This window comes from Exiguobacterium qingdaonense (assembly GCF_018617855.1).
Lineage (GTDB): Bacteria > Bacillota > Bacilli > Exiguobacteriales > Exiguobacteriaceae > Exiguobacterium > Exiguobacterium qingdaonense.
This window is the reverse complement of record NZ_JACSKY010000003.1, coordinates 1-16,162: the sequence shown is the minus strand read 5'-3', so window position 1 is coordinate 16,162 and position 16,162 is coordinate 1. Positions and strand designations below refer to the sequence as shown.

At 48.1% G+C, this 16,162-nt stretch carries 15 protein-coding genes; 3 read left to right on the top strand and 12 right to left on the bottom strand.

The window, feature by feature from the left end:
• The first annotated feature begins 54 nt into the window (after positions 1-54).
• Positions 55-540: an energy coupling factor transporter S component ThiW gene (thiW, locus tag KNP00_RS04935; RefSeq protein WP_215142824.1), complete on the top strand. Its 486-nt coding sequence runs from the start codon at positions 55-57 to the stop codon at positions 538-540.
• A gap of 318 nt (positions 541-858) precedes the next feature.
• On the opposite strand, the gene KNP00_RS04930 is transcribed toward thiW, so the two are convergent.
• Positions 859-1,335 (bottom strand): GNAT family N-acetyltransferase, encoded by a 477-nt coding sequence (locus KNP00_RS04930; RefSeq protein ID WP_215142823.1) that lies wholly within the window; start codon positions 1,333-1,335, stop codon positions 859-861.
• Between the two features lie 199 nt (positions 1,336-1,534).
• Between KNP00_RS04930 and KNP00_RS04925 the strand changes: the two genes are divergently transcribed.
• Positions 1,535-1,933, top strand: coding sequence for a VOC family protein (locus KNP00_RS04925; protein ID WP_215142821.1), 399 nt, complete (start codon positions 1,535-1,537; stop codon positions 1,931-1,933).
• 118 nt (positions 1,934-2,051) lie between these two features.
• Here KNP00_RS04925 and KNP00_RS04920 read toward each other — a convergent pair whose 3' ends face one another.
• Positions 2,052-2,519, bottom strand: coding sequence for a hypothetical protein (locus KNP00_RS04920; protein ID WP_215142819.1), 468 nt, complete (start codon positions 2,517-2,519; stop codon positions 2,052-2,054).
• A gap of 3 nt (positions 2,520-2,522) precedes the next feature.
• Entirely contained in the window at positions 2,523-2,714 is a 192-nt protein-coding gene (locus KNP00_RS04915) for a helix-turn-helix transcriptional regulator (protein ID WP_215142818.1), read from the bottom strand.
• Positions 2,715-2,893: 179 nt separating this feature from the next.
• Here KNP00_RS04915 and KNP00_RS04910 point away from each other — a divergent pair, with 179 nt between their 5' ends.
• The gene (locus KNP00_RS04910) at positions 2,894-4,708 is read left to right on the top strand and encodes an LTA synthase family protein (RefSeq protein ID WP_215142817.1); all 1,815 of its coding nucleotides are present in this window, start codon (positions 2,894-2,896) and stop codon (positions 4,706-4,708) included.
• Between the two features lie 86 nt (positions 4,709-4,794).
• Here the strand turns inward: KNP00_RS04910 and KNP00_RS04905 are convergent, their stop codons facing one another.
• From KNP00_RS04905 to cdaA, 9 genes are all read right to left on the bottom strand, one after another.
• Positions 4,795-5,082 carry a putative quinol monooxygenase gene (locus KNP00_RS04905; RefSeq protein WP_215142816.1) on the bottom strand — a complete coding sequence of 96 codons (288 nt, stop codon included), beginning with the start codon at positions 5,080-5,082 and terminating at the stop codon, positions 4,795-4,797.
• A gap of 103 nt (positions 5,083-5,185) precedes the next feature.
• Entirely contained in the window at positions 5,186-7,840 is a 2,655-nt protein-coding gene (locus KNP00_RS04900; RefSeq protein ID WP_215142815.1) for an MMPL family transporter, read from the bottom strand.
• 3 nt (positions 7,841-7,843) lie between these two features.
• The gene (locus KNP00_RS04895; RefSeq protein ID WP_214785181.1) at positions 7,844-8,287 is read right to left on the bottom strand and encodes a MarR family winged helix-turn-helix transcriptional regulator; all 444 of its coding nucleotides are present in this window, start codon (positions 8,285-8,287) and stop codon (positions 7,844-7,846) included.
• Between the two features lie 73 nt (positions 8,288-8,360).
• Positions 8,361-9,329: an NAD(P)/FAD-dependent oxidoreductase gene (locus KNP00_RS04890; RefSeq protein WP_215142814.1), complete on the bottom strand. Its 969-nt coding sequence runs from the start codon at positions 9,327-9,329 to the stop codon at positions 8,361-8,363.
• A 69-nt stretch (positions 9,330-9,398) separates the two neighbouring features.
• Positions 9,399-10,085: a DUF975 family protein gene (locus tag KNP00_RS04885; protein ID WP_215142812.1), complete on the bottom strand. Its 687-nt coding sequence runs from the start codon at positions 10,083-10,085 to the stop codon at positions 9,399-9,401.
• 172 nt (positions 10,086-10,257) lie between these two features.
• Positions 10,258-12,054, bottom strand: coding sequence for a glutamine--fructose-6-phosphate transaminase (isomerizing) (glmS, locus tag KNP00_RS04880; RefSeq protein WP_012727635.1), 1,797 nt, complete (start codon positions 12,052-12,054; stop codon positions 10,258-10,260).
• Positions 12,055-12,413: 359 nt separating this feature from the next.
• A complete protein-coding gene (glmM, locus tag KNP00_RS04875; protein WP_215142810.1) occupies positions 12,414-13,772 on the bottom strand; it encodes a phosphoglucosamine mutase in 1,359 nt (452 codons plus the stop codon).
• 36 nt (positions 13,773-13,808) lie between these two features.
• Positions 13,809-15,089, bottom strand: a complete 1,281-nt coding sequence (locus tag KNP00_RS04870; protein WP_215142808.1) for a CdaR family protein — start codon at positions 15,087-15,089, stop codon at positions 13,809-13,811.
• A complete protein-coding gene (gene cdaA / locus KNP00_RS04865; protein ID WP_215142806.1) occupies positions 15,090-15,950 on the bottom strand; it encodes a diadenylate cyclase CdaA in 861 nt (286 codons plus the stop codon).
• Between the last annotated feature and the right edge of the window lie 212 nt (positions 15,951-16,162).

Here is a 16,162-nt window from a genome sequence, read left to right as displayed (position 1 = left end):
ACGCCATTTTTCCGTCTGGAAACGTGGCGTTTTTATTTTGAAAGGAGACTACTCATGCGTATTCAACAACTCACTTGGATGGCAATGCTCGTTGCCATCGCCGTCGTCGGCTCGATGTTCATCTCAATTCCGACTGGTGTCGCCCGCGCTTATCCGATTCAACATATGGTGAACGTAATTGCCGCTGTTACCGTCGGCCCAATCGGAGCCGTCCTCGTCGCTTTCGTGACAGGGCTCATTCGTGTCATGACCGGCACAGGATCACTGCTCGCATTCCCCGGTGGCATGATTGGGGCATTTCTTGCTGGCATTTTTTTCATTCGCACGAATCGTGTCTATGCTGCCGCTCTCGGAGAAATCATCGGGACCGGTGTCATCGCCTCATTGATAGCCGTCCCGTATGCGAAACTGTTAATGGGTTCGACGTTCGGTGCGTTCTTCTTCGTCCCGGCGTTCCTTGCCTCTAGTTTGACGGGCGCGCTTCTCGGTTGGCTCGTCTTGTCACGCGTCAAACAATTGCGACCGAGTATACTCAAATAAAAGCCTCTTTATTGGATTAAAATGGTAAAATACAGACAACATCTATAGAGGAGGGGTTTTATGTCTCGTTTCAATCAACTTGTAGCGGGTGGTATTTTGTTGTTTTTATCCGGACTCTTATACACACTCGAACGCATCGCACTCGACATACGTTGATACGCCGAAATCTCAACTGGGAGCTGGTTGGAAAAACCGACGTTTGTCGATCCATTTCTCCAAAACTGGTTCGTTACCTTGTTTCTCTTTGCCGCTATCCCCTTCTTCTTGGCAGCTATGAATGTCACGCAAAAAACAAGTCCATCCGAGAATCCGACCGACTCATGACGGTCGGTTTTTTGTATGATAGACCCAAATCGCTTCACCATTCCATTCATCAATTAAGCCGCTGTCGACAAAGCCGTTCTTTGCGTAAAATCGTTTCGCAGCTTCATTCTCTTGATGGAGACTGAGGATGATATCATCCACGTCGTATTGTGTCTGGATGAATTCCACTGCCATGCGTAGGCACTTCGTTCCAACGCCTTTCCCCTGTTCGTTTTGATCCATCATGAACCGGTCGAGCCATACGTAACGTTCTGTCTGGTTTTCTGCTCCGACCATCATGAAGCCAACCGGTCGCTCGCCTTCATAAAATGCAAAGCTCTGCCAATTGTATTTCGTATCCTCAATCATCTCTCGAAGGGATTCGGCATTCGTCTCGATGAATCGAGATTGTTTCTCGTCCACTGTCAGGGCGATGACCGCCTCTCGATTGACTGCATCAATCGGTTGAATCGTGATTTCATTTCCTTCCATGCTTTCACCTCATTGATTTCTATCCTTTTCTCTCTTTCATACGCTTTCTCCCGTAAAAAGTTTTTTCTCCCGTATCTTCTTCGGTACACTAAAATAAAAGGGAAGCTGTCGTCTGTTTCACATCATAGCTTCCCCCACTTAGTATTTGACTAGGTCATATCGTACACTTCACCAAAATTGAGGGAGAGGAATCATCTTAATGAAACAAATCCATCACATTTGTATCCAAACACCAGACTATGCCGCATCGAAGTCATTTTACGAAGCGCTCGGTTTTGAACTTGTCCAAGAGTCTCCAAACTTCCACACGCGTGACTTCAATAGTTGGCTCAAGCTCGGGGATTTTTATATCGAGCTCCAGACCGCTAAAACGGATGAAACGTTACAAGACTACTCGAAACATGTGGCCGGTCCCGTCCACTTCGCCCTCTATGTGGATGATCTCGAAGCGGAAGTCGCACGACTCGAACAACTCGGCGTAACGTTTTTACCGAAGCACGGTGGCAACATCTACTTCGTCGTCGATGGACATTTAAGTAAACTAAAAGCACCGGAAGGAACAATCATTGAACTGCGTGATACGTTCGAGATTACATAATCAGAGCTTCACAGTTATCCAACAAAACCAGAGCCCATGCACCCATGGACCTGGTTTTGTTATGCATTCTTAAAGACAAAGATGTCCTATTTGAGGTAAAACAAACAGATCACCTCGGTCATGAAAGCTCACGATTTTTTCTAACTGATCGTTGAAGCGAAACAAACTGCGCGACCAGAAGTAACCCGTATGAAAGAAGGGTCATTCCTAACAAGTCCATCCACGAATAATCCACTACACCCGTCAACTTTAATGCTATCGCCACTCCAGCAAATAAAACAGCAAACTTCGATGTAGAACCAATCAGTTTCCTTAGTTCAATTTTATATTCAGATTTCTCAACAACATTTGCATACTCCATACCTGAGACAATATAACGAATCCATACATAGAGACTTAGCGTTACCGCAATAATCAGTAAAATGAAGAGAGACTCGGCGTGAAATGTACTGAAAGTTTTATTCAATAGACCAGCTACTCCTAATAAGCCAATGAACAAAACGAAAGCCTCAGCTATAAAGTACAATAACTGCCTTTCTTTATATTCGTCATTTGGTAAAAACAATGTGACCCATGATTTTTTCATCTTTTACTCCTCCCAAAATAAATCATTTAGCGTGACATCAAGAACTCTTGCGATGGCAATACAGAGTTTCAAAGAGGGGTTGTATTTATTCGCTTCGATTAGACCGATCGTCTGTCTGGTCACCCCGATTGCCACCGCCAAATCGGTTTGAGTATAGTTCTTTTCTACTCGATATTCTTTTACTCTATTTCCCATGTCTATCTCCTTATTGAGTTTCCCAACACTTAAAATGTAATATATATGTTCCATTAACGCAATATATATATTACATATTTGTGATTTAGAATGAATCTCAGATCACACTTTCTACGTTTCCTCTGTTCATAAGAAAGGGAAAGAGTAAAATAACTACATCTTGTGTTAGGAGACCTCAAATGAAATATCTCGACTATTGGAGCTACTTGTCACTCTCTTTGGCAAAGCTCTTCTTTTTTAGCTGGTTGACCGCAACGGCGTTCGATTTTTCGTTCTTCCTCATCAACTTGGCGACAATTTTACTCCTGACGAGCTGGGCACTTGCCGTGTCTTTCTCGATTCGTCGATGGATCTTATACGTTTCTCTATTTCTGCATAGTACCCTTCTCGTCTCAGACGTCTGGTACTATCGTTATTTTGAAGACTTCTTGTCTGTCGCCTTACTTTCTGATATCGGGCAGATGGGAGATGTCGGTGGAGGCTTCTTGACGCTCATCCGCCCAATCGATGCGCTCTTCTTCATCGACCTCATCATGTACGGTTTGATTTTGCGTTATATGAAACGTCATCCCGTCCGTGAAGTGAAGCGGAACGGACGACGGTTGGCGCTTGCCGGCTTCACACTTGGATTTCTTCTTTTCACGACTCCGCTCACGCTCAGTTATCAGCGCGGGGAAAAATGGATTGCAGACGATCCCGTCTCCAATATGCGCGAATACTATCATCTCGGCTTTTGGGGATATCACGCGATGGACGTCGCCCGAGGTGTCGAGCGTGCCATGGGGTGGAACGAGGGACTGACAGACGAGGAGCGTTCTCAAATTCAAGCACTCTCGTATCAGGAATTAAGTTCCCCGAGCCCGGATACGAACGTCATCATCTTACAACTCGAATCGTTCCAAACATCTGTCATCGACCAACGTATCAACGGACAGGAATTGACACCGAACTTAAACCGATTGCAACGTGATATGCTCTATTTCCCGAACGTGTATCATCAAACGCATGAGGGACGGACATCCGATGCGGAGTTCATTGTCAATACGTCACTCTATCCAGTCAAATCTGGTTCCGTCTACACGCGTTTCCCAGGAAATAAGTTCAGTGCACTCTCTCAGTCACTGAACGAGGCAGGCTATGATACAGCAGCCATGCATTCTTTCCGAAAGGACTTTTGGAACCGAGATGATTTTTACGAAAACATCGGATTCAATCATTTCTTTAGCGACAAAGATTATCCAGACCAAGGCATCATCGGGATGGCCCTCAACGACCAGGATTTCTTGAATACGTCGGCCGGATTTTTGGAAGAGTTGAATGAACCGTTCTATGCGTTTTTAGTCGCTTTAACGAGTCATACACCGTACGATATTCCGGATTCAGAGAAACGGTTAGACCTATCTGAAATTGACGACCCACTTCTCGAAAATTATTACCACACCGTTCATTTCGTCGATGCCGCAGTCGGTCAGTTCATCGAACGATTGAAACAAGATGGACTGTGGGATGAGACGCTTCTCGTCCTATATGGTGACCATGATAGCGGTCTGACGGCACAGGGGGAAGAAATGGCTACAATCGAAAAAGTGGACTCGACGGTCGATGCGTTTCGACTTGACCGTGCTGTCCCTCTTTTTATCAAACCAGCTGGATTGACGACCGGGAAAGTCATCGAGGTGAGTGGTGGACAAATCGATATCGCGCCGACGATTCTCGATTTACTTGGGATCTCTCCGGCATATATGCTTGGCGACTCCCTATTGAATGATACGTCGAATCTGACCGTCTTCCGGACGGGTGCTTTCCGATACGAAGATCTTTATTACGAACCAGACTTGACCGAACGTGCTGGGAATGGAACGTGCTATTCCATTGAGACGGAAGAACAAGTCGCATTCGATCGATGTGCCCCTTACATCGACCGCGCGACCAACCAGCTCCGTCTCTCGGATACCATCATCGAGAAAGATGCCCTCTCACAAATCAATCCGTAATCGAAAAGCCTCCCGAGATATGTCTCGAGAGGCTTCTGCTATGCAACTAGGTAGACACGTTTACACGATTTGTTCAGTTCCCAGAATCAGACTTCATGCAAACGATAGACCTCACGTAAGGCGAGAAGCTCTCCGGCTTCATCACGATACGCCTGATAGTGCGACGAATGGATATGGTGATTGAGTGCATTTTCATCCTTGTACTTTTCATAGAAGACAAACGTACCTGGCGCATCGATTGCCTCGTGAAGAACGTACGCGAGACACCCTTCTTCCGCTCGTGACGGTGGAATCACACGGTGCAACGCATCACGTAACGCCTCTTCTTTTCCAGGATGAGCTTTCAAGATAGCAGTAATGACGATTTCCTCCATACAGTATTCCTCCTTCGATCATGGACCTGCCTTTCTGTTCCCGAATCTCCTGCAAATTATCCAAAAAAATGGATATCTCATCATACGAGACATCCGTTTCTGCTTATGACTTTTTCTTTGACCGGAATGGCCACCAGACACCATCCCCAAATGAAATCGTAATGGCTGGGATCAAGAGTGGTAACACAATCAAGCCATACAATAACAAACCGGTGATGACGATCGTCGCGATTTGGACGAGACTGAGCACGCCTGACGGAATCATGGCACCGAACGTCCCGGCGAGGATGACTGCGGCGGTCATGATGACGGTACCCATCTTCGTCATCGAGTGGATGAGCGCCTCACGGACCGTCTTCCCATTGATCGTCTCTTCCCGGAATCGATCTAACAAGAAGATAGAGTAGTCAATTCCAAGGGCAATCAACATGACGAAGCCAAAGAACGGCACGGCCCAGCTAATGCCGTCATAGCCAAGTCCCTCGACAAAGATCAGCTCTGTAATCGCCGCTGACGTATAGTACGTCAAGAGAAGCGAAGCGATCATGTAGAGCGGCATGATTATCGAGCGGAACAATGCCGTCAAGACGATGAACAACGTCACGAGCATGATGGCTACCGTCCGATTGAAGTCGTTCGTTGACGTTTCATTCAAATCGCTGTTGATGCTTGAGATACCTGCGTATCTGATGGTCGCATCTGCATATGGTGTCCCCATAACAGAACGATCCATCGTCTCTTTAATTGTCTCGACGACATCAATCGCTTCTGGTGAGTATGGATCCATCTCTAGTACCACCTCGAGCTGAGTAGCTGTCTCTTCGTCAAAGACGTAGCGTTCTACGGCAGGGGAGAATTCATCTGACGTGAGCGTTCCTTCAGGAAGATAGACGCCTGTCTCCCGAAGCGAATCTGCTTCACTCAACTGTCGCAAGAACGAAACCGCTTCGCCGAGGCCCGACTCGATTTGTCCTAATCCGTCGTTCGCTTCGCCGACACCTGTCGCGAGTTGCGATAATCCGGTGCTAAGTTCACCAACCTGAGACCCTTGCGCATTCAATGCGGACGCGGCTTCACTGATGCCCGATTCAATTTGTGTGAGTCCTGCCGACACTTGAGCGAGCTGTCCGACTGCAGCAGGGATGTTTTGCGTCGCTGTCAATCCTTGCCCAATGAGACCAAGTTGACCATTCAACTGATTCAGCCCCGCTGCTGCTTCTGCAAGCGGTGCCCCAGCATTGGTTGAACCGCTTGGTAGTTGTCCAACGATCGCGTTTAGCCCTTGCTCAATCTCATCCAATCCAGTTTGAACATCCCCGAGACCCGTCTGCGCTTCAGACAAGCCATCGCTGACTTCACCGAGTTGTGTGTCGACATAGAAATCGTCGATGACTTCACCAGTCGGGCGTGTGAGGGCACGTACGCCGCTCACTCCATCGACTTTTTCAAGCTCGCTTGCGAACATTTCAATGTATGGGACTTCCGATTCCGTAATGGCTTGATCTTGCTTCAAAATGATTTGTACCGGAAGGGATTCCCCTTGACCGAACCCTTCTGAGATCAAATTCAGTCCACGAACCGAATCGTACCCGTCTCCAATCTCATCGACCGTATTGAATGAACGGGCATCGTCATATGTGAATAAGATAGGTACTGTAATCAATCCGACGACCAAAATCGATAAGAACGGACGATTGACCGACAATCGGCTCAATCCAGCCCAGAGTTTGCTATCATGATGCTCGCCTGCTTTCTTCGATGGCCAGAACAGTCGTTGCTTGAGCGTCGCCATAAAGAACGGGACGACCGTGAAGAGAATCAACAGCAACACCGCAATCCCGACCGCGACGGCAACCGCTGATTTAAAGATTGGAAAATCAGCAAATCCGATGGCGGCAAAACCGACGAAGACCGCGAGTCCACTGATGAGGACCGTCCGTCCAGCCGTCTTGTACGTATTGACGATGGCGTCTTCGATGGCATGTCCTGCACTGAGTTCCTCTTTATAACGGCTAAGAAGCAGGATACAGTAGTCTGTCCCAATCCCGAACAAGATGGCGACAAGGAAGATCTGCGTGTAGTTCGACACCGGGAACCCGAACCAATCCACGAAGAACGCGACAAATGATTGGCTCAATAGATACGTGAATCCGACCGCGATGAGCGGGATGAACGGAGTCACGATGGAACGGAAGACGAGAAGGAGTAATCCAAAAATCAACACGACCGTGATGATCTCTGTCTTTTTCAATCCTTCCTGGGCACTTAAGTTCACATCATTGTTAATGATTTCTTCCCCAGTGATATATACCGTTTCCTCTTGCGGAAGCACGTTTTCACGGACATCATCAGCAAACGCATTGATTTCTTCCGTCGTACCTTCTACCGTGATTGGGACGAGGACGATGCGTCCGTCTTCTGAGACAAGCTGCGTCTCCGTCTCCTCATTTTCGAACGGGTCGAGAACATCGGTCACGACCGTTTCGTTTTGTTTAAGTTCTTCGATGACACGCGCGACATCTGTTCGCTCCGTCTCACCGATTGATTCGAACTCATAGACGAGGGAGATGGTCTTGTCACTCTTCCCGGCTTTATCTAAAATCGCTTGTGCGCGTTGCGAGTCCATGTCGTCCGCAAGTTGGAAGCTCCCTGCCTCTTCTGCTTGTTTCGTTAAGTTTGGTGCTGCGACAAATAATGCTGCCGTCAATACGATGAGGGAAATGAAGATTCCCCAGCGCCATTGAATGACTTTATGCACGTATTATTCCTCCCCGATTCGGAGCAATTGTTTTATTTTTCGGAACGTCCGAACAAACTGCTCGATTTCAATTTCGTCTACTTCTCCATCGATGAGGGATTCTACATATCGATAGACGGCACCGTCCACTTCCTCGACGAGCCGCTTTCCTTCTGATGTCAATTCAATCAATCGTTCGCGTTGGTCTTGTCCACGTCGACTCGTGACGAGTTCTTTTTCGACGAGTTTTTTGAGTCGATTCGAGACCGCACTTTTATGGACACCTTGCTTTTGTGCCAACTGTCCAGCAGGGGTCGGTCCAAATTGATCGAGTAACTTCAACAGTTGGAGCTGTTCACGCGAATACTCACGCCATACATCCCCTTCCATTGCTTCGATGACATGTTCCGTCCCATGGAACATCACTTCTTCAAATAACTGCACGGCTTCGCGCATCAATGCTTTCATTTTTAGTTTACCCCCTAAACTAGATGGTTATAGTTTATGCCCTAAACTAAATGACGTCAAATAAAAAGACCGATCAGGAGTGTCCTAATCGATCCATGCTCTTCTCAATCGCTTCTGCCACGCGTAACCCGGACAGATAGGCACTTTCGAATCGCGTTCGTCCGGATGGGTCATCGGACTCAAGGAAGACATCCCCTGCTAAATAGATGGGATGATAGCTCACTTGATAAAACGGTTCATGCCACACGTCTTTCGCTTGCGCATAACGCCAACGTTTCAATTGCCGTGACAAGATATCGATATCACCGACTTCTTCCTGGAATAACCGCTCAACTTCTGCAAGCGTCTCCTCTTCCGGTCGCTCATACCATTCCTCACTCCACCCCTCTTCCATATAGACGCTAAGGAGTGATGTCTTAGAGATTCCTTTTTGGCGATTATTGACTACTTTCAATACGCCTGGCGTCAGGTCGTGATCGAGAATCCCGTCTATTCCAATCTGTACATCACCTGCACATTCAAAGAGACCGACGAACGTCGGCGCATATACGAGACGGTGCAGCGCGGGCTCGATCTGGTCGACCAAACTCCCTAGTAGTTCGAATGACTGTGGAAGCGGTGCCGTCATCACGACTCGATCATATGAACGTATCGTCACGTCTGTCTTGATTGTGATGGTTCTGTCTCCTTCTACCTGAACGTTCTCCACCCGTTCATTTAAGTGTACGGTCAATCCCTCAGCAAGATGCTTGGCGAGTCCATTCATACCATCCGTCCCCATGTATCGCGGATAAGGATCCGCATACCAGACACGCACCCAGTTCGCACTCATCCACGACTGTACCTCGCGTTTGAGCTCTTCCCCACGTACGGTGAAATAGACGGCCCCGTGATCCGCTTGTCCGTCACCGATTCGACGAGTCGCCAAACGTCCCCCGACGCTTTGACTCTTTTCAATCAATTCAACCGTATGACCTCGACGTGCGAGTTCACGTGCTGCGACAACCCCGCTCAGACCAGCCCCAATGATTCCAATCTTCATTCAGCATTTCCCCTTTCCTTCATGAAGATTGTAGCATGCCTATTGATTGAAACGTCCGTCCGATATGCTTCAGGCTGACTTGTTCCATTGTTCGTCGTACGTTCGGCGCATGTCCTCATACATGACAGCAAAGCGTGCAACGATAAATGGCCGGACTAAAATCGTCGCTATAGAAAGGGCTAACGCAGAAAGTAATACAGAATCGACGATCACGAACAACGTGAAGCCGGTCACGTAAATCGGGATGAACGGCGAAATCAATTTGAATGCCTCCCATTTCCGCCCATGCATCAATGCGCGTGACTTCGTGATTGAATCCATGACTGACAGCTCCGGATCATCCCGTAAAATAAAATAAGTGAACGCATAGGAGAGGTACTTCATAATTCCTGGGACAATGAACAGAAGTGTCCATAGTACTCGAAAAATAGAAAGTAAGACGACAGAAAGTAGATGCTTTCCGTATCGCCCTTGCATCGGTCGAAATACATGACGGAACTGTCCGTGCTGCCCGCGAATAATGGCAAGGATAACCCAGTGATATCCGATGATAAGTGGGTACAGCATGAAGGATACAACAATCGTGCTTAAAAGAAATACAATCGCCTGTACTGAATCGGCTTCCGCTCCATACAATGTCGGGTCGAGTATTGAGCTAAACTCTAAAATAACAGCACAAAGAAACGACCAAGCTAGCAGTAAGCTGCGTTTTCCATTGATTGCGTCATGTGTGCGCTCTGTCCATGTTTGAATCATGTTTCAAATCCCCCTTTTGATTAATTGTATATACGCAACAGAGCATGAAATCGTTTCACCACATGGTGCCGCTAAGTATTTCATCTATTTGTCAGATTGCTCATTGCTAGAAGGTTCGTTCACTCATCGCAACAAAAAAGACCAAAACCCCGAAAGATTTTGGTCTTGAACATTATTCAACAGTTACTGACTTCGCCAAGTTACGTGGCTTGTCGACATCACAGTCGCGAGCAAGTGCTGCATAATACGAGATGAGTTGAAGTGGAAGAACCGTCACGAGTGGTGTGAGAAGTGGTTCAACACGTGGAAGAACGAATGCATCGTTCTCGTGTTCCATTCCTTCCATTGAAATCGTACATGCGATGGCACCGCGCGCCACAACTTCTTTGATGTTTCCGCGGATGTTGAGGTGAGTGTTCGGTTGAGACACGAGCGTGATGACCGGTGTCCCGTCTTCAATCAACGCGATCGGACCGTGTTTGAGTTCCCCACCTGGGTATCCTTCTGCTTGGATATATGAGATCTCTTTCAGCTTCAATGCGCCTTCGAGACCTACATATGAATCCAATCCACGTCCGAGGAAGAATGCGTTACGTGACTCTTTCAAGAACTTATCTGCAAGCTCTTCAAAGATTTCTTTTTGCGCCATGATCGAGTCCATCGTCGTTGCAACGAGCGCGAGCTCTTGCATGAGATCAAACGGAAGTTTCTTCCCGTTCGCACGGGCGATATCGTACGCGAGAATCGCGAGAACGGCGATCTGTGCCGTGTACGCCTTCGTCGACGCGACGGCGATCTCCGGTCCGGCATGGAGGAGCATCGTCTCGTTCGCTTCACGCGACAATGTCGATCCTGCCACGTTCGTCAACGTGAGCGCTTTATGACCTAGTTTTTTCACTTCGACGAGGACGGCACGGCTGTCCGCTGTCTCACCTGATTGTGAGATGAAGAGGAAGAGTGGCTTCTCTGTCAAAAGTGGCATGTTGTAACCGAACTCTGATGCGACGTGTACTTCAGTCGGTACACCTGCAACGCGCTCAATCAATTGCTTCCCGACAAGACCAGCGTGGTAACTTGTACCACATGCGACGATATAGACGCGGTCCGCTTCCGAGACGAGTTCACGCACGCCTTCTGCGAGTTCGATGTCACCGTTCTCGTTCTGGTAGTGCTGGATGATGTTGCGGATGACGGCCGGCTGCTCGTCCATCTCTTTCAACATGTAGTGCGCGTACGTGCCCTTCTCGATGTCTGACGCATCGATCTCGGCCGTGTACGGTGCACGCTCGAGCACGTCGCCGTCGAGCGTCTTGATTGTCGCCGACTCGCGTGTGAGGATGACGATCTCACCGTCGTGGAGCTCGAGGTACTGGTCCGTCACCTGGAGCATCGCCATCGCGTCCGATGCGACAACGTTGAACGTGCCGTCACCGAGTCCGACGAGAAGTGGGGACTTGTTCTTGCCGATATAGAGGCGCTCTTTGTCCTCTGAGTCGATCATCGCGATCGCATACGAACCGTGGAGGTCCGAAAGCGTCTTGCGGAACGCCGCCTCGACATCGCCGAGTTCAACGAAGTGCTTCTCCATAAGCTGGACGATGACTTCCGTGTCCGTCTCCGAAAGGAATGGGACGTCAAGCGTCTTCTTGATGATTTCGTCGTTCTCAATCACGCCGTTATGCACGAGCGTGAAGCGTCCTGTCGTGCTTTGATGCGGGTGGGCGTTCGGTACACTCGGTACCCCGTGTGTCGCCCAACGTGTGTGGCCGATTCCAATCGTGCCGTCTACTTCTGCTGGGATGATTTCGCGTAGCGCAGCGATGCGACCGACTTCTTTGTGAACGTTGACATTCTCATGCATCAACGCAAGACCTGCCGAGTCATAACCACGGTACTCAAGTTTTTCTAGACCTTTGAGAAGGACTTCCTTCGCTCCGGTATTCCCAATCATTCCTACAATTCCACACATAAACAAATCTCCTCTATTCTTCGATTTCTCGAAAAAGGAAACGGTCTTTTTCTAAGAGCTGTCAGTACACGCTTCTTTGTCCGTCCGGTCGCCCGGGCGTTTTAAAAGCATATTTTTCGTCGTGACAGGCGACGAGGAGGCATCCGCCGAAATCTCGATAACCTCCAACCTCGTCAACTCCGCAGAGTTCTGGCGCTTGTTCGTACTCTTGTGCCCTTCCGTTTCCAAGGTCACGCTCTTAATAGTACAAATCACACCCCCATTCGTCAAGAAAATCCCTTGTTTTCTCGATGACAAAACGGAAACAAAAAGAGAATCCAATGTTGGATTCCCTTGTTTTATTCCCGGTTTTGAGAATTTTATCCGTCTACGCCGTAATCTTCGCGCACGACTTGCGCAATTTGTTCAACGTAGCGGTCACATTCTTCCGCTGTCGGGGCTTCTGCCATGACACGAACGAGTGGTTCTGTTCCTGATGCACGGACGAGGATTCGACCGTTTCCAGCCATTTCCGCTTCCGCTTCTTGAATCGTCGCCAAGACACGCTCTCCGTTCATCGCATCGTTTTTATTCGTCACACGAATGTTGACGAGTTTTTGCGGATAAACCGGCATCTCAGCCGCCAATTCAGATAGTTTACGCCCTGTTGATTTGACGATTTCTGCCAATTGCACACCAGATAGCATGCCATCGCCCGTTGTCGAGTGATCGAGGAAAATCAAGTGACCGGACTGTTCACCACCGAGTGTATATTGGTGTTTCTTCATCTCTTCAACGACATAACGGTCGCCTACCGCTGTCTGAAGCGCCGACATACCCGCTTCTTCCACGGCTTTATGGAATCCGAGGTTACTCATGACCGTCGCGACAATCGTATTGTCTTTCAGACGACCTTTTTCACTCAAGTATTTCCCACAAATGTACATGATCTTATCCCCGTCAACGATTTCACCGTTCTCGTCAATCGCAATCAAACGGTCCCCGTCACCATCAAAGGCAAGGCCCATGTCCGCTCCTTTTTCACGAACGAACTCAGCTAAGTGCTCAGGGTGTGTCGAGCCGACACCTTCATTGATATTCAAACCGTTCGGCGAGTTTCCAATCGTCGACACGTTTGCCTCTAAGTCAGCAAAGAGGCGAGCAGCAAGTCCACTCGTCGCTCCATGCGCACAGTCGAGTGCAATGTGAAGGCCGTCGAAATCTTCTTCTACGGTCTGCTTCAACATTTGAAGGTATTTTTGCGCACCTTCATAGTAATCCGATACGAAACCGAGGTCCTTACCTGTCGGACGCGGGAGCGTGTCTTCCGCAGCATCCAAGATGTCTTCGATTTCTTGCTCAGTCGCATCATCTAATTTAAAGCCGTCGCTACCAAAGAATTTGATTCCGTTATCGGCTACCGGGTTGTGCGATGCCGAAATCATGACACCTGCCGTTGCATCGAGCGATTTCGTCAAGTAGGCAACTCCAGGTGTCGAGATGACACCGAGACGCATCACTTCTGCACCGATTGAGAGAAGACCTGCAATCAATGCACCTTCGAGCATATGTCCTGAAATCCGTGTGTCACGACCGATCAATACTTTCGGTTGCTCGCCCTCTGGCAAATGCTTCGACAACACATAGCCACCCGCACGACCTAAACGATATGCTAATTCAGCAGTTAACTCAGAGTTGGCGACACCGCGAACCCCATCTGTTCCAAAATATTTACCCATAAGATTAAATCCTCACTTTTGTATGATTGAACATCTTTATTGAATCGAAGATGTTTCTGTTTCTTCATCGACGCTCGTCAATTGAACATCGATTGTTTTCGGTGAAATCACAGTCACACCTTTTGGTACTTCATAATCGACATCTACCGCATGTGTCCCGCTCGGTAATCCGGTCAAATCCAACGTCACGTTGACGCTGTTCGAAGAAAGATTCTCCAATAAGGAACGTTTGCCTGAAAGTGTCACGCTGACGACGTCTTGCGTTTGAATGGTGTAATTTGTTCGGTCATATCCGCGAATATTGATTGGAACGGTCAGTCGAATCCGCTCCGTCAACTCCCCGGTGTCATCTTTCGTCTCGTCGCTCGGACGAACGAGCACCTGGACTTCCACTTCCTTTTTATTAAATGATGTGGCTCCTTCGGGAAGTCGGAGTGTGGCCGTTATTTTTTCCGATTTTGATAAATCGTCTAGTTCAATCGGTTCCGTTTCCACTTGATCGAGTGTATCGAGCACCGCTTTGGGCGCAAAGACACGGACTTCTGTCTCACCTAGCAATGTATCGACCAACCTAAAATCATCCGCTACCTCTCCGCTCGTGACGACCTCAATGGGAACCATCGCACTTTCATTGTAAATCGGTACGGTCACATTGATGATGTTCGGATCGACCGACACGTTCAGTGGATTCCCATTCGCATCTAGGATGGTCGGTGGAATTTCACGTGTGAACGTCTGGTTTTGATTCGCGACATCGACGTTCAAGGTGATTTCTTTGACGTTTTGAATCCGACTCGCGCCACCTGTCACTTTGACAGTCGATGGTTCAATCTTGGCATCGCCCGCCACTTTACCTTCTGGTAACTGATCTTTGTTTAACAAGTTGACCGACACGGGCACTTCAATCGTTTGTTTCCGATCGATATAAATCTCGACAGTCTCTCGGTCCAGTTGGACGTTGACGTCACCACCGAACCCTCGCGCCTCGACCGGGACACGATGGAAGCCAGTTCCGAGATTGGTCAAATCCACGAACACTTGATAATCTTTCACCAATCTGGTCATCGTTAAACTACTCGATGGACCTTGAAGCTCGACACCCATTTCTTCCGGTACGTTGTATGCAACATACTGCACCTCATCGAAAAACACCTCGACCGGCACATCAAGCACCATCGAACTTTGTCCAACGATCGGTAATGCGCTCGAAGCCGTGTTTGAAGAACTTGTCTCGGCAACCATTAAGTATAAAAGAACGGCTAAAGCAAGTGCGATGAAGCGGAGAAACCACTTATGTTGTAACCACTGATCAATCACTTACTTGTCCCCTCCTTTTTTGCCGAAGAACGAGAGGGTCGCCTCTTTTTCTTCGATGACGAGTTCTTGAATCAATTTATTTCGAAGTGCTTCTTCATCTAACTCACGATACAGTCGTCCTGCAATCGCAAGAGAGACCGCCCCCGTTTCTTCTGAAACGGTGAGGGTGACACTATCCGTCACCTCACTCACACCAATGGCTGCCCGGTGACGCGTCCCGAGTGCTTTATCGATATGTGGACTTTCTGAAAGCGGTAAATAACAGGCTGCCGCCGCAATCTTCCCATCCTGAATAATCATCGCTCCGTCATGAAGCGGTGTGTTTGGTATGAATAAGTTAATGATCAACTGTGAGGTGATGTGCGAATCCATCCGAATACCCGTCTCTACGTATTCGTTCAGCCCCGTATCACGCTCGATTGCAATCAATGCTCCGATTCGTCGTTTCGACATATATTGTGCCGAACTGACGATGGCTTCGATGATTTGTCGTTGTTGTTCTTCATCACTCGTCCCCGTACGACCGAATAAGTTACTCGTTCGTCCGAGATGCTCAAGCCCCCGTCTCAACTCAGGCTGAAAGATGATGATAATCCCAAGGAGACCATATGTGATCACTTGATTCAGTAAGAACTGGAGCGTCTTCAACCCGAAGAAACCGCTCAAGAACCAACTAACTAAAATAATGGAAATCCCTTTAATCAATTGAACTGCTTTTGTCCCACGTACAATCATCATTAACTTATAAATGACATACGTGACGACGACAATATCTAAAACGTCATTCAAATAATCGTACCAATGTACGTTTTCTGAAAGATTTAAAAATGAGAAAAATGATACTTGTTCAAGTAGCGGCAAATGCTCCCCTCCTCAACTACCTAGCTAAATTGTGCAATTTCCATTATATCATCATTTCTTTGTGTACGCATTGTGTCACATCAAAACAAAACTGGAATGAAACGAAAAAAGACGCTGGAAGCGTCTCAGGCTGTTGACTAACATGAATCATATCGCTCGCCTTTCCGGCGCCCACGCTTTCCGCAGGCAATCCCGGAGCCGCATCGCGACCT

Bases quoted from the DNA above. Each gene is read 5' to 3' on its own strand.
- KNP00_RS04890 (WP_215142814.1), bottom strand. From the start codon at position 9,329: ATGAAGATTGGAATCATTGGGGCTGGTCTGAGCGGGGTTGTCGCAGCA.
- KNP00_RS04930 (WP_215142823.1), bottom strand. From the start codon at position 1,335: ATGGAAGGAAATGAAATCACGATTCAACCGATTGATGCAGTCAATCGA.
- thiW (WP_215142824.1), top strand. From the start codon at position 55: ATGCGTATTCAACAACTCACTTGGATGGCAATGCTCGTTGCCATCGCC.
- glmS (WP_012727635.1), bottom strand. From the start codon at position 12,054: ATGTGTGGAATTGTAGGAATGATTGGGAATACCGGAGCGAAGGAAGTC.
- KNP00_RS04910 (WP_215142817.1), top strand. From the start codon at position 2,894: ATGAAATATCTCGACTATTGGAGCTACTTGTCACTCTCTTTGGCAAAG.
- KNP00_RS04920 (WP_215142819.1), bottom strand. From the start codon at position 2,519: ATGAAAAAATCATGGGTCACATTGTTTTTACCAAATGACGAATATAAA.
- KNP00_RS04925 (WP_215142821.1), top strand. From the start codon at position 1,535: ATGAAACAAATCCATCACATTTGTATCCAAACACCAGACTATGCCGCA.
- KNP00_RS04895 (WP_214785181.1), bottom strand. From the start codon at position 8,287: ATGAAAGCATTGATGCGCGAAGCCGTGCAGTTATTTGAAGAAGTGATG.
- KNP00_RS04905 (WP_215142816.1), bottom strand. From the start codon at position 5,082: ATGGAGGAAATCGTCATTACTGCTATCTTGAAAGCTCATCCTGGAAAA.
- KNP00_RS04915 (WP_215142818.1), bottom strand. From the start codon at position 2,714: ATGGGAAATAGAGTAAAAGAATATCGAGTAGAAAAGAACTATACTCAA.
- KNP00_RS04885 (WP_215142812.1), bottom strand. From the start codon at position 10,085: ATGATTCAAACATGGACAGAGCGCACACATGACGCAATCAATGGAAAA.
- glmM (WP_215142810.1), bottom strand. From the start codon at position 13,772: ATGGGTAAATATTTTGGAACAGATGGGGTTCGCGGTGTCGCCAACTCT.